The 17514-nt window shown below is 52.1% G+C and carries 13 protein-coding genes; 9 read left to right on the top strand and 4 right to left on the bottom strand.

Translation table 11 applies throughout. The features are described 5' to 3' along the window. Nucleotides 1-245: 245 nt before the first annotated feature. The 3 genes from PRIO_RS31585 (at nt 246) to PRIO_RS31575 (ending at nt 4935) form a co-directional block, all read left to right on the top strand. The gene (locus tag PRIO_RS31585; RefSeq protein WP_020427721.1) at nt 246-1046 is read left to right on the top strand and encodes an ABC transporter ATP-binding protein; all 801 of its coding nucleotides are present in this window, start codon (nt 246-248) and stop codon (nt 1044-1046) included. Then, entirely contained in the window at nt 1039-2694 is a 1656-nt protein-coding gene (locus tag PRIO_RS31580; protein WP_020427720.1) for a hypothetical protein, read from the top strand. The genes PRIO_RS31585 and PRIO_RS31580 overlap by 8 nt, the downstream gene beginning before the upstream one ends. Before the next feature lie 231 nt (nt 2695-2925). Further along, complete coding sequence (locus PRIO_RS31575; protein WP_020427719.1) at nt 2926-4935, top strand: bifunctional diguanylate cyclase/phosphodiesterase; 2010 nt, start codon at nt 2926-2928, stop codon at nt 4933-4935. Nucleotides 4936-5155: 220 nt separating this feature from the next. Here PRIO_RS31575 and PRIO_RS31570 read toward each other — a convergent pair whose 3' ends face one another. After that, a complete protein-coding gene (locus PRIO_RS31570; protein ID WP_020425686.1) occupies nt 5156-6850 on the bottom strand; it encodes a methyl-accepting chemotaxis protein in 1695 nt (564 codons plus the stop codon). A 210-nt stretch (nt 6851-7060) separates the two neighbouring features. Between PRIO_RS31570 and PRIO_RS31565 the strand changes: the two genes are divergently transcribed. Further along, the gene (locus PRIO_RS31565; RefSeq protein WP_020425687.1) at nt 7061-7492 is read left to right on the top strand and encodes a MarR family winged helix-turn-helix transcriptional regulator; all 432 of its coding nucleotides are present in this window, start codon (nt 7061-7063) and stop codon (nt 7490-7492) included. A 78-nt stretch (nt 7493-7570) separates the two neighbouring features. Here the strand turns inward: PRIO_RS31565 and PRIO_RS31560 are convergent, their stop codons facing one another. After that, nucleotides 7571-9457, bottom strand: coding sequence for an LTA synthase family protein (locus PRIO_RS31560; RefSeq protein WP_046507726.1), 1887 nt, complete (start codon nt 9455-9457; stop codon nt 7571-7573). Between the two features lie 257 nt (nt 9458-9714). Here PRIO_RS31560 and PRIO_RS31555 point away from each other — a divergent pair, with 257 nt between their 5' ends. Both PRIO_RS31555 and PRIO_RS31550 read left to right on the top strand, forming a co-directional pair. Next, a complete protein-coding gene (locus PRIO_RS31555; RefSeq protein WP_020425689.1) occupies nt 9715-12024 on the top strand; it encodes a helicase C-terminal domain-containing protein in 2310 nt (769 codons plus the stop codon). A gap of 53 nt (nt 12025-12077) precedes the next feature. After that, nucleotides 12078-13046: a Gfo/Idh/MocA family protein gene (locus PRIO_RS31550; protein WP_020425690.1), complete on the top strand. Its 969-nt coding sequence runs from the start codon at nt 12078-12080 to the stop codon at nt 13044-13046. A gap of 87 nt (nt 13047-13133) precedes the next feature. On the opposite strand, the gene PRIO_RS31545 is transcribed toward PRIO_RS31550, so the two are convergent. Next, complete coding sequence (locus tag PRIO_RS31545; RefSeq protein WP_039785086.1) at nt 13134-13814, bottom strand: CidB/LrgB family autolysis modulator; 681 nt, start codon at nt 13812-13814, stop codon at nt 13134-13136. Next, on the bottom strand, nt 13814-14185 hold the full coding sequence (locus tag PRIO_RS31540; protein ID WP_020425692.1) for a CidA/LrgA family protein: 372 nt from the start codon (nt 14183-14185) through the stop codon (nt 13814-13816). The genes PRIO_RS31545 and PRIO_RS31540 overlap by 1 nt, the downstream gene beginning before the upstream one ends. A 196-nt stretch (nt 14186-14381) precedes the next feature. Here PRIO_RS31540 and cidR point away from each other — a divergent pair, with 196 nt between their 5' ends. From cidR to PRIO_RS31525, 3 genes are all read left to right on the top strand, one after another. Then, nucleotides 14382-15305: a cidABC operon transcriptional activator CidR gene (cidR, locus tag PRIO_RS31535; protein ID WP_020425693.1), complete on the top strand. Its 924-nt coding sequence runs from the start codon at nt 14382-14384 to the stop codon at nt 15303-15305. A gap of 110 nt (nt 15306-15415) precedes the next feature. Continuing rightward, on the top strand, nt 15416-15700 hold the full coding sequence (locus PRIO_RS31530; RefSeq protein WP_020425694.1) for an aspartyl-phosphate phosphatase Spo0E family protein: 285 nt from the start codon (nt 15416-15418) through the stop codon (nt 15698-15700). A gap of 134 nt (nt 15701-15834) precedes the next feature. Continuing rightward, nucleotides 15835-17235: a hypothetical protein gene (locus tag PRIO_RS31525; protein ID WP_020425695.1), complete on the top strand. Its 1401-nt coding sequence runs from the start codon at nt 15835-15837 to the stop codon at nt 17233-17235. The last annotated feature ends 279 nt before the right edge of the window (nt 17236-17514 follow it).

The following is a 17514-nucleotide window of genomic DNA, read 5'->3' as shown; positions in this document are numbered from 1 at the left end:
TAATCCTACTTTTTTAGTGTGAATAATGAGAATAATGTACAGAGTATTTTTATGATTGTCAATATAGGAATATGTTACAAAATTTAGCCGTAAATTGTTCACGAATCCATTGAACCGCATTTGTGTACAACCGGGCATGGGCATTTCTAATAGGTTGTTGATCTATAATTTGGTAGAATAGGAGTTGAATTTGGAATTACATAAATTTGGGATTGCCTAGCAGATTTCTGAGAGGGGAGCGGGTTATGGGACTTACAGAAGAACCGGTCATTTCAATATCAGGACTATGGATGAATTACAGCGACCGGATGGTGCTGCGGGGCATCGACCTCGAAGTATACAGGGGACAGATTATCGGCTACATTGGCCCGAATGGGGCAGGCAAGAGCACTACGGTAAAAATTATGCTGGGGCTGGTGGAAGGCTACACGGGTACGGTACGGATTTTTGGCAGGGATATCGCTGACGGCGATGCCGCCTACAAACGGAGAATCGGCTATGTGCCCGAGATTGCAGAGCTCTATGACAGCCTGACCGCCCGGGAGTACCTGACATTCATTGGCGAGCTGTATGGTATGAAGCGGACCGAAGCCGATGCCAAGGCCGAACGGCTGATGGACCTGCTGAATTTGAAAAAAGCCTACGATATGCGCATCGCTTCCTACTCCAAGGGGATGAAGCAGAAGGTGCTGCTGATCTCAAGCATGCTGCATGATCCCGACATTCTGTTCCTCGATGAGCCGCTCAGCGGCCTGGATGCCAACAGTGTTATGGTGGTGAAGGAGATTTTCGCTTCGCTTGCGGCACAGGGCAAAACGATCTTTTATTCCTCGCATATCATGGATGTCGTGGAGAAGATCAGCAGCCGGATCATCCTGATCAATGGCGGAGATATCGTGGCGGACGGAACCTTCGCACAGCTTCAGGAACAGAACAGGGAAGGTTCGCTGGAGGACATCTTCAATCAGCTGACCGGGTTTGACAAGTACCGGGATATCGCCGGCGAGTTTGTCGCTGTACTTGGAGAAGGTGCTCCGCATGAATGATTTTTGGGTATTGAAGCTGCTGGACCGGCTGCAGGGCGGATTCCGGAGGGCCGGGGTGGATTATAAGATGCTGCGCAGCATTCTGCAGGTGAAGCTTACGATGGATGGAAGGCGGACACCGACAGTGCTTGGAACACAGAAGGGCAGCCGGGGAACCGAGGGATCGCCGCTGCGGGTACAGTGGATCTATCTATTGCTTGGACTGATGCTGATCCTCTTCGTTGTACCCGGGAGCAACTTCATGCTGAATATGAGTGTACTGTTTGCGGTCGTCATGTTCATGATCACTACTACCCTGATTTCCGACTTCTCGTCAGTCATGCTGGATCTGCGGGACAAGAACATTCTGTTCTCCAAGCCGGTAGACCGCCGGACTCTCAATATGGCCAAAAGCCTCCATGTCCTGATCTACCTGGTTACGCTAACGTTGACCTTTACAGGTCCTTCGCTGCTGGTTGCCTTGTTCAAGCAGGGAGTGCTGTTCTTCCTTGTCTATGCGGTAGAGATTCTGCTGATGGATTGTTTTATTCTGGTGATTACCGCCCTGCTCTATTTGCTGATTCTAAGGGTCTTCGACGGGGAAAAGCTTAAGGATATCATCAACTATGTCCAGATTATTTTGTCTGTCGGGATTGCTGCAGGCTATCAGCTGGTTCCGCGCCTTTTCGATATGGCCGATTTGACAGGCTCCTTCCAGCCTGCCTGGTGGCAATATGTCATTGCGCCTGTATGGTTTGCCGCTCCGTTTGAGGTGCTGGCGGGAGGGGCGCGCGGCGTGGATTTGAACGTGCTGGCTCTGCTGTCTGTCATTGTCCCGCTGGTGCTGCTGCTTGCTTATATCAAGCTGATGCCGCTGTTCGAGCGGAGCCTGCAGAAGCTGGCGGAGCAGGGGGCTGCCGGCAAGGATAAGAGCCGCTACTCCGGTCTGTTGTCTGAGCTGTTTTGCCGGAATAAGTCAGAGGCGATGTTCTTCCGGTTTACCTGGTCCATGATGAGAAAAGAACGTGATTTCAAACTAAAGGTTTACCCGACCGTGGGCTTATCCCTGGTGCTGCCGTTCATCTTTATATTCAACCGGGCGTGGACCAGCGATCCATCAATGAACACGGAGTCCAAAGCGTATCTGTTTATCTATCTTTGCGCGCTGCTGCTGCTGACTGTAGTGCAAATGCTCCGCTATTCTTCCAGCTATAAGGGAGCCTGGATTTATAAAACGATCCCGTTGCCTGAAACGGCTCCGGTGTACCGGGGGATGCTCAAGGCTGCGCTGCTGCGGCTGATGCTCCCGCTGTTTGTTCTGGAATCAGCCGTATTCCTGTGGCTGTTCGGGGCGCATATTCTTCCCGGTCTGGCTGCAGTAATGCTTGCCTTGCCGCTGTATGCGGTCATCTGTTTCCGGGTGCTGCCGCGGGCCCTGCCTTTTTCGGAGAAGTATGAAGCGGCGAAGCAGAGGGATTTCTCGGTGAGCGGGTTTGTGCTGCTCTTTATCCTGATGGGACTGGCGGGTCTGCATTATATAGTTTCCCTGCTCCCGTCCGGCATTTACATCTATTTGGTAATTTTGGCAGCGGCGAATGTCTGGGCTTGGCGTGCGGCCTTTTCGCATGAAGGTTCACGGCCCGGGCAAATTCCAACCCCCGGCGCATGAGGCTGACACGCAAATGTGGACATTTTTTGCCGACACTAAAAAAAGGGTCTGAGTTCCAGTATTTACTTAGACAGTGTACTAAATACAGGTTAGAATACAGCTAAAGTTTACTTTCAGGGATGGCCTATAATCTTTATGCACTCTTCCATTTATCTGATATTCGTATATTGATTTTGACTTAGCAAATGTACTGCGGCTACGATGATAATTATACTGGTGAAGAGGTCAACTATGGATCAAATGGGAATCCACTATAACCTATGGATTGTTTTACTGTCTTTTGCGCTTGCTGCCACCGCAGCTTATTCAGCGCTTAATTTGATTTTACAGGTTTTCCATTCTGCTGGAAGGGTAAGACGCTTATGGCTGTTGTCCAGCGCCTGTGTGCTGGGCAGCGGAATATGGGCTATGCACTTCGTGGGGGTCATGGCGAGCTATCTGCCTTTTAAGGTAAGCTATCATCCGGGAATAGCCGGTTGCTCACTGCTGATCAGCATGTGTGCGTGTTATCTATCGTTATGGGTCGCTACAATGTCCCCCCTGAGAACAGGACGTCTGCTGCTCAGCGGCATGATTCTTGGCAGCGGGATTTCCATGATGCATTATATGGGCATGTACTCCATGAAGCTGCAGGCGGAGATTCATTATGAGACGCTGACCCAGGGGCTGTCCGTTGTCGTCGCTTGTGTGGTTTCATATGCCGCCGTATTTCTTTTTCACAAATTCAAGGATTATGCCGGTTTCAGCCGCTGGAAGCTGTACTCTGCAGTGTTCATTGGGCTTGCAGTTACCGGAATGCACTATATCAGCCTGCGGGCCAGCATTTTGGAGGTTGACAACTGGACTGGCACGAGACCTCTTCTAATAGAGAGCGATGTAGTTCTGCTGACGGGGGTTTCTCTTGTCACTCTGTTTATGCTCGCGGTATCTTGCGGCGCGGTATTTCTGGACCGGCATGTGCTGGAGCGTATGGCTTATCATGATCCCCTGACAGAGCTGCCGAACCGGCACGGGCTGGAACGTTACTTCAAAGGTGAATTTTTTGGCGGGCACTCGGGTGCGGTGTTTTTTGTCGATCTGGACCGGTTCAAGTCGATTAATGATACCCTGGGACATGATATCGGGGACATGCTGCTCCAGGAAGTTGCGGGGAGATTGCGGGGTGTGATCAGTGCCAAGGGCAAAGTTTTCCGGCTGGGCGGGGATGAATTTCTGATTGCCCTGCCGGTCTGCACCATGGAAGATGCCCGGGAGGAAGCACAGCATATTCTGCGGGAATTGAAGAAGGCCTACAGCATTGAGGGCAATGAACTGTATGTTACAGCGAGTGTCGGCATCAGTATGACCCCGCTGCACGGGACAGACCGCTCTGCGCTGATGAAGGCGGCGGACACCGCGCTGTATACCTCCAAAGACTCCGGCAAAAATAAATTCAGTGTGTTCGATCAGGAAATGAACCGTCACCAGCTCCGGCGGATGTCGCTGGAGAAGGATCTGCGCAAGGCGCTGGCCCGTTCAGAATTCATGGTCGTTTACCAGCCGAAATGGGATTCGCTCATGAACGTAACCGTCGGGCTGGAGGCGCTGCTGCGCTGGAGGCATCCGGAACATGGCATTATTTCGCCTGCCGAATTCATTCCCATCGCCGAGGAGACCGGGCTTATTGTACCCATTACGTATTGGATGCTGCATGATGTATGCGGCCAGAATAAGCTCTGGCACAAAGCCTGCGTAGCCAACGTGGCCGTCTCCATTAACATGTCGGCCCGGATGTTTGAAGGTGGCAGCCTCTATGATGTGGTCGAAGAGGCGCTGGTCCGCTCCGGTCTGGAGCCGCATTTCCTGGAGCTGGAGATCACGGAGTCCATCGCCATGAACAATATGGAAGAGACGGTAGCGCAGCTCTCCAAGCTGCGGAATCTCGGAGTCAGGGTATCGCTGGATGACTTCGGCACCGGCTTCTCCTCCCTCGGGAACCTGGATGAAATTCCGGTGAACACGCTGAAGATTGACCAGGTATTCATCCGCAAGAGCAAGATGCATTCCAAGAAGGCCATCATCAGCAATATAATTGCCATCGCCAGCAACCTCAACATGGAGGTTGTCGCCGAAGGTGTAGAAACACCTGAGCAGATTGAACTGCTGCAGTCCCTGGGCTGCCGGGTAATGCAGGGCTTTTATTACGGGAGGCCCATGCCTGTCAGTGAGCTGGGGCAGTGGTTCATAGAGAATACGGCGTGATGAACTAGATAGGGTATAACCTGCCTCAATATAACCTGCCTCAGGCAGCAAATAGCGCAGAACCTCTTCGGAGGCTCTGCGCTATTTGCTTATACATTAAAACCTATATAGATTGAACTGAAAACGGAAAAAAAGGGGACAGTGACGGAGGGAAAGTTTGGAACTGGAGGAGCGAACGCGTCCGCCTTTGTCTGCGGATTTCCACCGTGATCCGTGCCCCCTACACCTTGAACCTCTCGACCAGAACCTGCAGCTTCTCTGCCAGAGATGAAAGGAACCCGGCTGAGGATTCTACTTCTTCCATCGCGGCCAGCTGCTCCTGGGAAGTGGCGGAGAGGGTCATGGCACCTTCTGCCGTATAATTGGACACCGTGACGATTTTCTGAATCGACTCCACAAGTCCGCCTGCAATCAGGCCCAGTTCACGGACGGTCTCGGAGATCTGCTGGCTCTGTGAAGACATGTCGGAGACGGAGGTTTCGATCTCGGAGAAGGAGCGTCCGGCGGACAGGATCAGCTCCTTGCCCTGCTCCATCTCTTCCGTTGAACGTTTCATGGTTTCACCGGCGTTGTCCATCTGGCTGATGATCAGGCTGACCAGCTCGCCAATCTGGCCGGCCGATGCGGCTGAACGCTCGGCAAGTTTACGGACAGAGCCGGCAACGACGGCGAAGCCCCGGCCTTCTTCTCCGGCACGTGCAGCTTCTATCGCTGCATTCAAGGCCAGCAGATTGGTTTCTTCAGCGATGCTGGAAATCGTACCTACGATGTTCTCAATCTCTTTGGAGTGGCTGCCCAGCGTAGCGATAATGTCCGAAAGGTCATGGATGCTTTCGCTCACAATCCCGATCTGGGAGGTCGTAGAGTCCAGCGATTGCCGGCCGAGGCGGGCTTTTTGGGCGTTATTTGCAGCGGTATCCTTCGCGCTGTCGGCATTCCCGGCAATCTCGGTAATGAAGCGGGACATGTCCTGCACAGCCTGATAGCTTCCTTCCAGGTCCTTCAACTGGGTACCCGCACCTTCAGCCAGCTCAATGGTAACATTCGCGCTATGCTCTCCGGCACGGTTCGTCTCCTGGGCGCTTGCAGACAGCTCTTGGGAGGAAGAGGCGACCAGCATGGAGGTGTCATTCACCTGGGTGATAATGTCGCGCAGACTCAGGGCCATGTCATTGAAGTCGCGGGCCAGTGTCCCGATTTCATCTTTACTGTTGAAGAGCAGCGGTTCATGGGTAAGGTCGCCTCTCGCAATAGTGTTCACCGAGGCGGACAGCTTGGTGAGCGGACTTACCATACGGCGGATCATCAGGTAGGCGGCGAGTATGGCTATGATCAGAATGGAGCCGCCGATGATGAAAGGCTGAACAATAATATCCAGCGTCCGTTCTTGAATTAAGGGCCCGTCAAAATTGATAGCCATCAGGGCGATAATAGGTTTGGTGGGATCATGATCCTGATAAATGGGGCCATACCCGGTTTTGAGCGAGGTTCCTTGATATGTATAAACTTTGGAGTATGCGGAATGCTTCATGGTAGTAATCATGGCTTTATCTTCTTCTGTAAAATAGAAGTCATCACCGGCTTTATAGCCTCTTTTTTTCAAGCTGGTGTCGGCAGCGAGTATTTTACCGTCCAGTGACAGGATGAATGCTTCCTTGAAAATGGGTTTGTGTGCCACAATCCAGCCGATCCGTTCTTCAATCGCAGACACTTTGCTGCTATCCCCGTTGACAAGTGCTGTGATGTCGGCCGGATCAATCAGGCCGGTTGTAATATTGGCGCAGCCCACCAGCTCAATTCCCGCAGCCTCATCTACCTGATGATAGGCGGCACGGTAACCAAAGAATCCGATGGAGGACCCTACAAGGAGCAACACAATAAGGATCATCCAAGTTAATTTTGTTGCTAATTTCATTTTTTAGTACCACCAACCCTGCTTCTAATGTTTTCAGTAATACCGTTGTATCACTGCTACGATTATAGCGCATCAATGCCAGCGCAAATATAATATTTTTGTGTCGGAACATGACGTATTATGTAAAAATGTATCCAGATAAAAGCATTGAATCAAGGCCCGTGATAATGTTACGCTTGAATCAGGACAAACGGACTGGAGCTGAAAGAAATGTCGCAACAAATCGATCCGCTGGTAGAACGTTTAGGGTTATCCATGTGGAAGGTACAGCGCAAAATTGCCTCGCAAATGTCCCTGCACCGGGAAATCGGACTTACCGTGCCGCAATTCGGCCTGCTTCGTATGATTGCCCAGGAGCAGAATGCGCGGGTGATCCAGCTTGCGGACAAAATGGAGGTCAAATCCAGTGCGGTAACGGTGATGCTGGACCGACTGGAGCTGCTGGGGCTAAGCGCGCGCGAGCAGGATGAACACGACCGCAGAGCCGTCATTGTAACCCTTACCGACAAGGGGGAGAAGCTGCTTGAAGAAGGAAAAAACCGCTTCCTGCTTCTGCTTAGTGAATATTTGGCCATCCTGCAGCCGGAAGAGCTGCAAAATTTCGCTGACTATTATCAGATGCTGGACCAGCAGGAACGTTAACGATTAATATATGTACTCGCACAAAGCCGCGCTCCGGTATCCGGAAGCGCGGCTTTATTTGTCTGCTATGGGGGTTAGTTATTCTGCATCTTTCACTTTATCCGGGAGCTGCGTTACGTAGCTGTCTGAGAGCTGGCGCAAACGCAGCGCGCGGTTGTACTCATCCTCAGTTCCAGCAGGAGCCTTGCCTCCCGATGCCAGAGTGAACTGTGTGTTATCCTCGAAGCTGTTGCCGGGGATCAGCAGACCGGAGCTGGCAATAAAGGACCCGGTAGGCAGATAATAACGCTGTGGCAGCAGGTTGTACGACTGGCTTGTCAGGTCCTGGCCGAAGTGAATGTTGTTGTCCATGGAAACGCCCAGCAGGCTGGCCGCCGTTGGCATAATATCCACTTCACCGCCGACATGATCAAGGGTTTGCGTCCCGATCTTGCCTTCCGCATGAATGATCAGCGGGATATTAAGCATATCGGCATATTCATATTCATGACCGTAGATTTCCTTCATCAATTCCTTGTCGTCATGATCCAGGGAATAGATCGGCAGTCCCATATGGTCTCCATAGACCATGATCAGACTGTTGTCCCATACCCCGTTTGCCTTAAGCTCATCCACGAACTGGCCAAAGGCAAAGTCGGCATAATTTTGCGACCGGATATAATCACCGACAAAAGTTCCCTCATACCGTTCCGGCAGCTTCATCTTGTATTTTTCCTCAGGAATAGTGAACGGATGATGGGCGGACATCGAAATGACCTGGGCGTAGAATGGTTTGCCGTCCGCTTCCATTTCCTTCAGCTTATCTGAAGTCTTGCGGTAGAGCGCCTCGTCGGAAGGCCCGAAGAAAAAGGCATCCTCGTCCCCGAAGAACTTATGGTCGTAATAATGATCCCAGCCGAGAGAGCTGTATAGCTCCCCGCGGTTCCAGAACTCCACATCATTGGTATGGAAGGTAGCTGTCTGGTAGCCGTTGTCCTTCAAAAGACGCGGCAGGCTGGGCAGCTCCTTGTCGACATATGCCATGGTAGCCGCTCCCTGCGGCGGAATGTAGAAGGAGGAGTTGACCACGAACTCGGCATCGGATGTGTTGCCCTGACCAACCATTTGATAAAAATTAGGGAGATAGAGACTGTTCTCCATCAAACGGTTCAGATTGGGCGTAATTTCGTGGCCGTCTACCTTAAGTCCAAGCAGGAAGCTTTGGAATGATTCCAATTGAATAATGATCAGATTCTTGCCTTTGGCTGCTCCCTGAAGCGGCGAGACCGCAGCAGGATCGATTCCCTTAAGCTTGTTGATGGCATCCTGCGTGATTTCGCTGGCATTCACAAGCTCAGGTTTGTCTTTGGCAAAAATCGTGTACGCCTCATAATTCAGGATGCCCATCTCCTGCGCCTTCTTGATCTCGTTCATGCTTGCCTTATTGGGCAGGATATTGAACAGGCAAAGGGCCAGTGAGACTGCGAACAGAAGACTGTGCGAGAGTTTTCCGCCGCGGTGATTAATGTTATCCTTCTTGTAGGCCCGGCCCTTCTTATTGAAAAAGAAGTAGATGCCAAGGACGATAATGTCGGCAAAAATCAGCAGATAATACGGGTCCATCAGGGAGAATACGCTGTTGCGTACTGCGGTAACCTGATTCACCTGCTCTGCCGCATGGTAAGTGACGATAACCCCATAATATTTAAAGTACATAATGGCGGCAAAAAAGATTGCGGTGACGAGCAGATTGACCGTCATATAATAGCCAAGCTTCCGTTTGGAAGCGAACCGTTCGATAAGGGCGAACAAGGCCCAGACAAAAGGAATCTCCGTTAATAGTGTTTTCCAGGAGAGGAGATCTCCAAAAATTACGCCCCAGGCGAGGAAACTCTTCAGGATAAAAAGAATGGAGAAATATACGAATGGTTTGATCAGCCATCGTTTTACGTTTAAGGATGACACAGCTTCGCCTTCTTTCTGCATAATAAAAACCAATTCCCGGCTAGCAGGAAGCAGCGCAAGACACAAGAATACCATTATCAATAGTCCTTATTATGCAGCGCTGGGTGACGATTGTCAAAAGTCAGAAATGCCGTATTCCCACCCGGTAAAGCGCAATTTGAAAGACTGCCTTGTGAAGCAGGGAATATCAACTCTTAATGGGGCTAAACCGGGGAAAAAGGACGGAAATGGCCTCTTCAGGCAAAAAAAGGCGCGGGCAACGGGAAGGAGGACGGAACATGGACCATGCAGAAATATTTCTTTCGGTAAGAACGCTGGTGGAGTATGCCTTCAGCAGCGGCAGTCTGGAGCCGGGGTTCCGGAGCGGGGCGGCGATGGCGGAAGGCACGCGTATTCATCAGCATATCCAGAAGCAATATAAAGAAGGGGACCGCAAGGAGGTCTACCTCAAGGCAGAAATTCCGTATGAGGGACTTCTCTTCATCATCGACGGACGCTGTGACGGTTTGCTGGCCGGAGAGGACGGCAGGCTGATCGTAGAGGAAATCAAGTCCATAGCCGGACCCCTGGATTCCACGATGGAAGGGAAAGAGGTCCATTGGGCGCAAGCGCTTATGTATGCCTATATGATCGTAATGGATCAGGAGCTTCCTTCTATTGAAGTTAAGCTGACGTATGTGCTGAGAGGCAGTGATGAGCAGCGCAGCCTGTACAGGACAGCCGGGCGGGAGGAGCTTGAGGCCTTTGCCTCCGAAACGGTGGCCCGATATGCGCCCTTTGCGAAGCTGAAGGTACATCATAAGGCCCGGAGGGAAGAGAGTATCCGGAGTCTGGATTTTCCATTCCGGGATTACCGGCAGGGCCAGCGGCATTTTGCCGCCGCCGTGTACAAGACAACGGCTGAAGGTGTTAATCTGTTCGCCCAGGCTCCTACAGGCATCGGCAAAACAATGTCGACCCTGTTCCCGGCGGTAAAAGCACTGGGCGAAGGGGTGGTCGCGGGGATCTTCTATTTGACCGCCAAGACAGTTACCCGGTTTGCGGCGCAGGAGGCGGTGCTGCTGCTGCTTGCAGGCAGCCTTCATCTCCATGCCATCACGCTGACGGCTAAGGAGAAAGCCTGCTTCCGTGAGGAAGGGCTCTGCGGCAAGGAGAGCTGCCCTTATGCCGATGGTTATTATGACCGGGTGAACGCGGCGCTGCTGGACATGCTGGAGCATGAAACACTGATGACGCAGGAGATTATCGACGCCTATGCCCGGCGGCATGAGGTGTGTCCATTTGAATTCTCGCTGGACGCCGCCTATGCCTGCGACATGGTCATTTGTGATTACAACTATATCTATGACCCCCGGATCAGTCTGAAACGGCTGCCGGAGGAACGCAAGAAGAAGACGGTGCTGCTGGTGGATGAGGCCCATAACCTGGTGGACCGGGGCAGGGAAATATTCTCTGCCTCGCTGACCAAGGCGCCGTTCCTGAACCTGCAGCGGCAGTATAAGACAGTTAACCGCAAGCTTGGCGCCGCCGCCAAAGCGGTGAATGCTTTTTTCATCGCGCTGCGCAAAAGCTGTAATGAGGACGGCGAAGGACATTGGGCTGAATATCCAGAGGAATTGCCGCAGCTGCTGGAGGCTTTTGCCGCCGAAGCGGAACTGGAGCTGTCAAGTCCGTCCTCCGCTCTCATTACTCCGGCCGGGGATGGGGAAGATGGCCTGCTGGATACCTATTATGCGGTCCAGGGCATGCTGCGCACCATCAAAACCTATGATGAACGGTATGTCACCTACGCAGAGGTGCGGCGCGGCGATGTGTTCCTGAAGCTGTTCAATCTGGACCCCTCGCATCTGCTGCAGCAGATGGCCAAAGGCTTCCGCAGCCAGATTCTCTTCTCGGCGACTCTCTCGCCGATGTCCTATTACCGGGACATGATTGGGGCAGCAGAAGAGGATTACAGCCTGCGTGTAGCTTCTCCGTTCCACAAAGAGCAGTGGGAGGTGTCCGTGCTTCCGGTATCCACCCGTTATCGTGACCGTGCCGATTCCCTGATCCCCTTGAGCGACGCACTGCGCGGTATGGTTGCAAGGAAGGGGAATTATCTTGTGTTTTTCCCTTCCTACGCTTATTTGCAGAATGTCTTCGAGGTGTTCACAGACAAGTATCCGGAGATCACAACCCTGGTGCAGGGCAGCGGAATGGGTGAGCAGGCACGGGAGGAGTTCCTCGCTTCCTTCCGTCCGGACAATCCGCAGACGCTGCTTGGCTTCGCGGTGCTTGGCGGGATTTTTTCGGAGGGGGTTGATTTGCCCGGGGACCGCTTGAATGGTGTGATGATTGTTGGTGTCGGTCTGCCGCAGGTCGGACTGGAACGCAATCTGCTGCGCGGATATTTTGGGTCCCAAGGGAAGAACGGCTTTGATTATGCCTATGTCTATCCGGGTATGTGCAAAGTGCAGCAGGCGGGCGGAAGGCTGATCCGCAGTGAGAGTGACAGAGGAATCATTGTGCTGGCCGATGACCGTTTTTTACAGCAGCCTTATGCGGGCCTGCTCCCTGAGGAATGGCGGGACTACCTTATCCGGACCTAAGCGGGTATAATCTTTGAAAAGGTATACATTCGAGAACTCCAGGAGGTAAGAGGATGACACTCAATATAGGAATTGTAGGAACCGGCTGGTTCTCCAAGGTGCATGCCGATTTGCTGGCGGGAATGGAGGATGTGAAGCTCCAGGCGGTCTGCGGCAGCAGCAAGCAAAAGGGTGAAGACATGGCTAGTCCCTACGGCGCTGAAGGGTATGGGGACATTACAGAGATGCTGGATGCCCGCAAGCTGGATGCCGTATATATTTGTGTGCCTCCGCAGTCGCATGGGGCAATTGAGCGGGCGCTGATCCGCAGGGAGATCCCCTTTTTCGTGGAGAAGCCGCTGGGTTCAAGCACGGAGATCCCGGCAAGCCTGCTGCAGGATATCAAGGAGCATGGGCTGCTGACCTCAGTTGGCTACCACTTCCGGTATCAGGAGAATATCGCACGGCTGAAGAAATTACTCAGCGGAGACAAGGTAGGCATGATCGTGGGACAGTGGATGGGCAGCATGCCGGGCGTTGCCTGGTGGCGCGACCAGGAGCAGTCCGGCGGACAATTTACCGAGCAGACCACCCATATCGTCGATCTGCTGCGTTATCTGGGCGGTGAGGTGACGGAGGTCTACGGCATGTTCGGCAACCGGATTGTGCATGAGCAGCATGAAGGCGTAACGGTAGCCGACGTGGGCACGGTCTCGCTCAAGCTGGACAATGGCATTGTGGCGAATATCTCGAATACTTGTGTACTGCCGGGAGAGGTTGGACAAGTGGGTCTTAGCTTCTATAATGACAAAGGGCTGCTGGATTGGAATCCGGACCGGCTGATGGAGGTGCGCAGCGGCGACAGCAAGGAATACGTCAGTTCCGGCAATCCTTATGCAGCCGAGAGCGAGGCTTTCCTGCATGCAGTGCGGACCGGTGACCGTTCGCGCATTCTCAGCGACTACGAAGACGGCTATAAGACGCTGAAGGTAACCTGTGCTGCCTATGAGTCCGCCAAAAGCGGGTTGCCGGTAAAACTATAGGGATAACGAATCAGCAGGTTCATAGGCAAAAAAAGAGACCTGACCGCTCTGCTGAGCGGTCAGGTCTCTGGCCCAAGCCGGGACGGCCTAGTGGAGGAAAACCGCGAGGAGTGCCGGCGCAAGCCCAATCGAGAGCAGGGCCGTCAGAATCATCGCGATACTGGAGATGGTGCCGGTCAGCGAACTCAGCTCGAAGGCTTTGGAGGTGCCCGTACCGTGCGCGGCGGTTCCCAGCGATACACCGCGCGCAATTTCGTTGTCAATGCGGAAGAGACGCAGCACAGAAGGACCCATCAGCGTACCAAGCACTCCGGTTAAAATTACGAATACTGCCGTAATGCTCGGAACGCCCCCAATGCTTTGCGAGATGCTCATGGCGATCGGTGTGGTGACCGAACGAGGTACCAGGCTGGTTGCCAGATCGCCGCTCAGATGCAGCCATTTGGCCAGCAGCATCGAGGAGAGCACAGCCATAACCGTCCCTGACAGTACGCCTGCCGCAATTTCGGCAGCATGTTTTTTCAGTACCTTGAAGTTTTTATGAAGAGGGATTGCAAAGGCAATGGTTGCCGGCTGCAGCAGATCCGTAAGCCATTTGCCTCCCGCATTGTAGGATTCATAAGGAATTCCCGTTAAGAGCAGAAAAATGATAATCAGCAGCGGTGTAATGATAAGCGGTGAAGCATACATCTTGCTGCTGGAAGCATAGATTCGCTTGGCCAGCAGATACACAGCGACAGTCAGTACAAGCAGCAACAGTCCAGTCATCATGATTCTCTACGCTCCTTTGCTTTTGATATAGCTCCCGTAAGCAGCCCTGAGCTGGCCATTACAGCGAAGGTACCGACAATCACAACTGCCAGCACTTGAAGGCCGTCTGATTCGAGCAGCTTGGAATATTTCATAACACCTATAGCTGAAGGGATAAAGAACAGCAGCAGTTCGGCGAGCAGCCAGGAAGCTCCGGCTTCAACCCAGTTCAGACGGATGATTCCGGATTCCAGCAGCAGGAACAAAAGGATCATGCCGATGATGCTTCCGGGAATGGGAATATGAAGGAATGGGGTCAATACATTAACGAGCATTGAGAACACGGTGAGTCCAGCTACCTGCAGCAAGCCTAGACCTAACTTTTTCATAAGGCTTCGTTCCTTTCATGAAATAGAAGAACACTTCCGTTGACCTTCTATTTTTGAAAAAACGGAAGCCGCCTTCTCGCAGAGGACGGCGCGCCGTTTTTCTTATTACTGAAAGTTTACATCCTTTTCTTTCATAGGTAAAATGAATAGATCGAATATGTGACATTCCATTCATCTATACATGGAGGCGGAAAAAATGGATATCCGGCAGCTGCAATATTTCGTCCAGGTGGCCAGGCTGAACAGCTTTTCCAGAGCGGCGGAATCCCTGTACATCTCCCAGCCCACCATCAGCAAAATGATCCGCAATTTGGAGGTTGAGCTGGGGGCTGACCTCTTTTACCGTGAAGGAAAAAGCATCCGGCTGACAGATGCCGGAGAGATTCTGCTGACCAAAGCACAGAATATTGTGGAATCATTCGTGAGCCTGTCTTCAGAGCTGGACAGTCTGCGCAATCTGAAGCAGGGGCATATCCGCATCGGGCTGCCGCCCATGGTGGGGGCAAGCTTCTTCCCGGCAGTCATCGGCGAATTTCACCGCCGCTACCCGGATGTGACCATCCGTCTGCACGAAGACGGGGCTAAAAAGGTGGAGGATGATGTGGAAACCGGACTGCTCGATATCGGGGCCATCGTCCTGCCGGTGAATACAGCCATATTCCATTGCTTCACCTTTGTGGAAGAGAAGCTTGAGCTTCTGGTGCCGGCAGGCCACCGTCTGGCGGGCCGGGCCTCCGTACCGCTGAGGGAGCTGGCTGAAGAGGAGTTCGTGTTGTTCCGGGAGGATTTTGCATTGCATGACCGGATTATTACGGAGTGTGTCAAGACGGGATTTCAGCCGAAGGTCGTATATGAGAGCTCGCAGTGGGATTTAATCAGCCGGATGGTGGAGGCGGGAATGGGGATTGCCCTGCTTCCGGAGACCATCTGCCGGGACATTGACCGCACGCGGATATCCGTGGTTTCGCTGACTGAGCCTGTAATCCCCTGGCAGCTGGGCATGATCTGGCGCAGAGACCGCTATTTGTCTTTTGCCGCACGTGAGTGGATTCATTTTGCCATGGGGGTGCTGGGCGAGCGTTACCTCCCGTCCGGCGAAGCCGGACAGCCTGAATTGTGAAAATGGGTTTGGATGATGATCGACATTTTTTTCTTTTTTTTCAAAATATGTTTTTTGGCATCATGACTTATGATAGGGGAGAAGTTGATCAGGAGAGAAGGTGAGTAACCGTGAGCCTGTACCAGAATTCATCCGCTGAACTTGGAAAAGAGTATAGAGAAGATGAGCTGTACGTAACTATAGAGAGTCTTAGATGTGAACTGTTGGAGGTTGCACAGGAGCGCAGTCTCAGCGACCATGCAGTCCTGGAGCTCAGTCAGCGGCTGGACGGTTATATCGTGCTCGCCCAGAACAAAATGATGGAAAGTCTGCGCAGCCGCAAGAAGTCTGCGGCCGCTTACGGAAAGAAAACCAAGAGCCAGAGAATTCGCAATAATGCTGCGCTGCAGCAGTAGCTTATCCTCGGACATAAACTTGTTACAAATAAAGGCCCCACTTTGTGGGGTCATTTTGTTGTACTTTCTATAGTCATCACCTATAATGTCAATTAATAGAAGGTTAATCTTGAAATTAACGGAGGAGGTGCCGGGTGGAGGCAAAGTTGACAACCATACGCTCAGAAATTGAGAAGCATCTGTCCCGCTCGGGCCATAATCTCGCTTCGTTTGCCAAGGTTTCCGGTCTGAACCGCGGCAGTCTCAGTGCGATTCTCCACGGGAATCCGCCTAAACCGATGTCTTTGGGACAACTGGATGCAGTCACCAGAGCCTTCGGGTTTCCGGAAGGATGGCTGTATCCGCTGTATGTGGATGAATGCTTCAGCGAGGAGCGGATCTCCCGCCGGAGGATTGAACCATTTTTGATCCGCTGTGCCGAAATCGGCAAGCAGCATTGCATAGAAGATGTCCTGAACCGGATCATGGAGTACCCGAAGCCGCTGGGGATCTTGTATTCTGTGGCGGAGAAGCTTTTTGCAAACGGAAAGATTCAGGAATCGCTGGTATTTTATAAAATTATTGTAGACAACGAAATGGACAGCTATTCTGAACGCATGGCGATTTGCCAATACCGTATCTTTAAGTCACTGGAATCGTTGGTGGACAAGGAAGAGCAGCTGCGGGCCGTCATCACCTTTGAGCCCTACCGCGGCCGTCTTCCGGAGAACATGCAGCTGGATGGCCTGCTTAAGCTGGCTAATGTCTGCTTCACCCTGCAGAAGTGGAGGGATATGGGCAAATACGCAGATGAGCTTAGGGCTTTGGCTAACGCCATCTACCGGCAGGAGCTGCGCAGGAAGAATAACCGAAGGAATGAAGAATTAGACCTGTCCCGGCCGTTGGTTCTATATTATGCACAAGGCTATTTACTCAAGGCAACTGCGCTTACCAAGTTAGAAAGATATGAGGAAGCGAAGAAATACACTGCTGGATATGCCGATCTGAACTGGTTTGAGATTTTGGATGAAGAGGGAAGGGAGGTTGTACAAGACTTCAGTCTTTTTGCGGTAGCCAACGGTTTTACGCTTGAGATGCTGATGGGCAACAAAGCAGCGCTTCCGGCATATTCCGCCTTCTTGGCCAACAATCCCGGTGAAATCCTGCCAGGGCTGGTAGTTATTGTTGAGTCCGCCAACCGCTATGGTTTCTCTGTCGATAAGGTGTTAGCGCAGTTCTCCCGCGAAATGGTCCGCTTTGAGCAATTCATGGACCCTATCAATATTGACCGGCTATACCGCCTGCGCTACCAGATTTCAATGTACCTTCTGGACCGGGGGCAGTATAATCAAGGAGTAGAGACTATTCTGCAGTCTCTGCAATTGGCCATTCGGCTGAATGGTGCGGGCAACATCATTGATTGTGTGACGCTTTTTGAGACGTACAGGCATTTTGCAACCGAGCAGCAACAGAAGAAATATGGGGAAACCCTAAAGGAGCTGAGGAAAAATGAAGAAAACCCTGTTAACGGCATTCAGCGCTCTGGCATTATTTAGTTTTATTCTGATCGGCCCGAGAGTACCTGCAGAAAATTCCGGATCAGCTGGTGGATCTTTTACGACAATGGAGCATGGAATAGGTTACTAAGATCCGGTGCAAGGTGGACAAGCCCCATGGCAAGCCACCCCAAAAACCCCGCCTTCTGGCGGGGTTTTTGTGTTTCTGGCCGGTTAGGCAGCGTTCTTCATTCCGTAATAATTGATAGCGGATTCAAGAATTGACAAAGCATCTGGCCGGAAATATAATTAGGTATCCTAATTAATATAGTATTTAAT

This window comes from Paenibacillus riograndensis SBR5 (assembly GCF_000981585.1).
Lineage (GTDB): Bacteria > Bacillota > Bacilli > Paenibacillales > Paenibacillaceae > Paenibacillus_AQ > Paenibacillus_AQ riograndensis.
This window is presented reverse-complemented; position numbering and strand designations above follow the sequence as displayed.

Excerpts from the sequence above, each read along its gene's own strand:
- PRIO_RS31550 (WP_020425690.1), top strand. The coding sequence starts at position 12,078 with ATGACACTCAATATAGGAATTGTAGGAACCGGCTGGTTCTCCAAGGTG.
- PRIO_RS31570 (WP_020425686.1), bottom strand. The coding sequence starts at position 6,850 with ATGAAATTAGCAACAAAATTAACTTGGATGATCCTTATTGTGTTGCTC.
- PRIO_RS31540 (WP_020425692.1), bottom strand. The coding sequence starts at position 14,185 with ATGAAAAAGTTAGGTCTAGGCTTGCTGCAGGTAGCTGGACTCACCGTG.
- PRIO_RS31585 (WP_020427721.1), top strand. The coding sequence starts at position 246 with ATGGGACTTACAGAAGAACCGGTCATTTCAATATCAGGACTATGGATG.
- PRIO_RS31555 (WP_020425689.1), top strand. The coding sequence starts at position 9,715 with ATGGACCATGCAGAAATATTTCTTTCGGTAAGAACGCTGGTGGAGTAT.
- PRIO_RS31580 (WP_020427720.1), top strand. The coding sequence starts at position 1,039 with ATGAATGATTTTTGGGTATTGAAGCTGCTGGACCGGCTGCAGGGCGGA.
- PRIO_RS31565 (WP_020425687.1), top strand. The coding sequence starts at position 7,061 with ATGTCGCAACAAATCGATCCGCTGGTAGAACGTTTAGGGTTATCCATG.
- PRIO_RS31560 (WP_046507726.1), bottom strand. The coding sequence starts at position 9,457 with ATGCAGAAAGAAGGCGAAGCTGTGTCATCCTTAAACGTAAAACGATGG.
- PRIO_RS31545 (WP_039785086.1), bottom strand. The coding sequence starts at position 13,814 with ATGACTGGACTGTTGCTGCTTGTACTGACTGTCGCTGTGTATCTGCTG.
- cidR (WP_020425693.1), top strand. The coding sequence starts at position 14,382 with ATGGATATCCGGCAGCTGCAATATTTCGTCCAGGTGGCCAGGCTGAAC.
- PRIO_RS31575 (WP_020427719.1), top strand. The coding sequence starts at position 2,926 with ATGGATCAAATGGGAATCCACTATAACCTATGGATTGTTTTACTGTCT.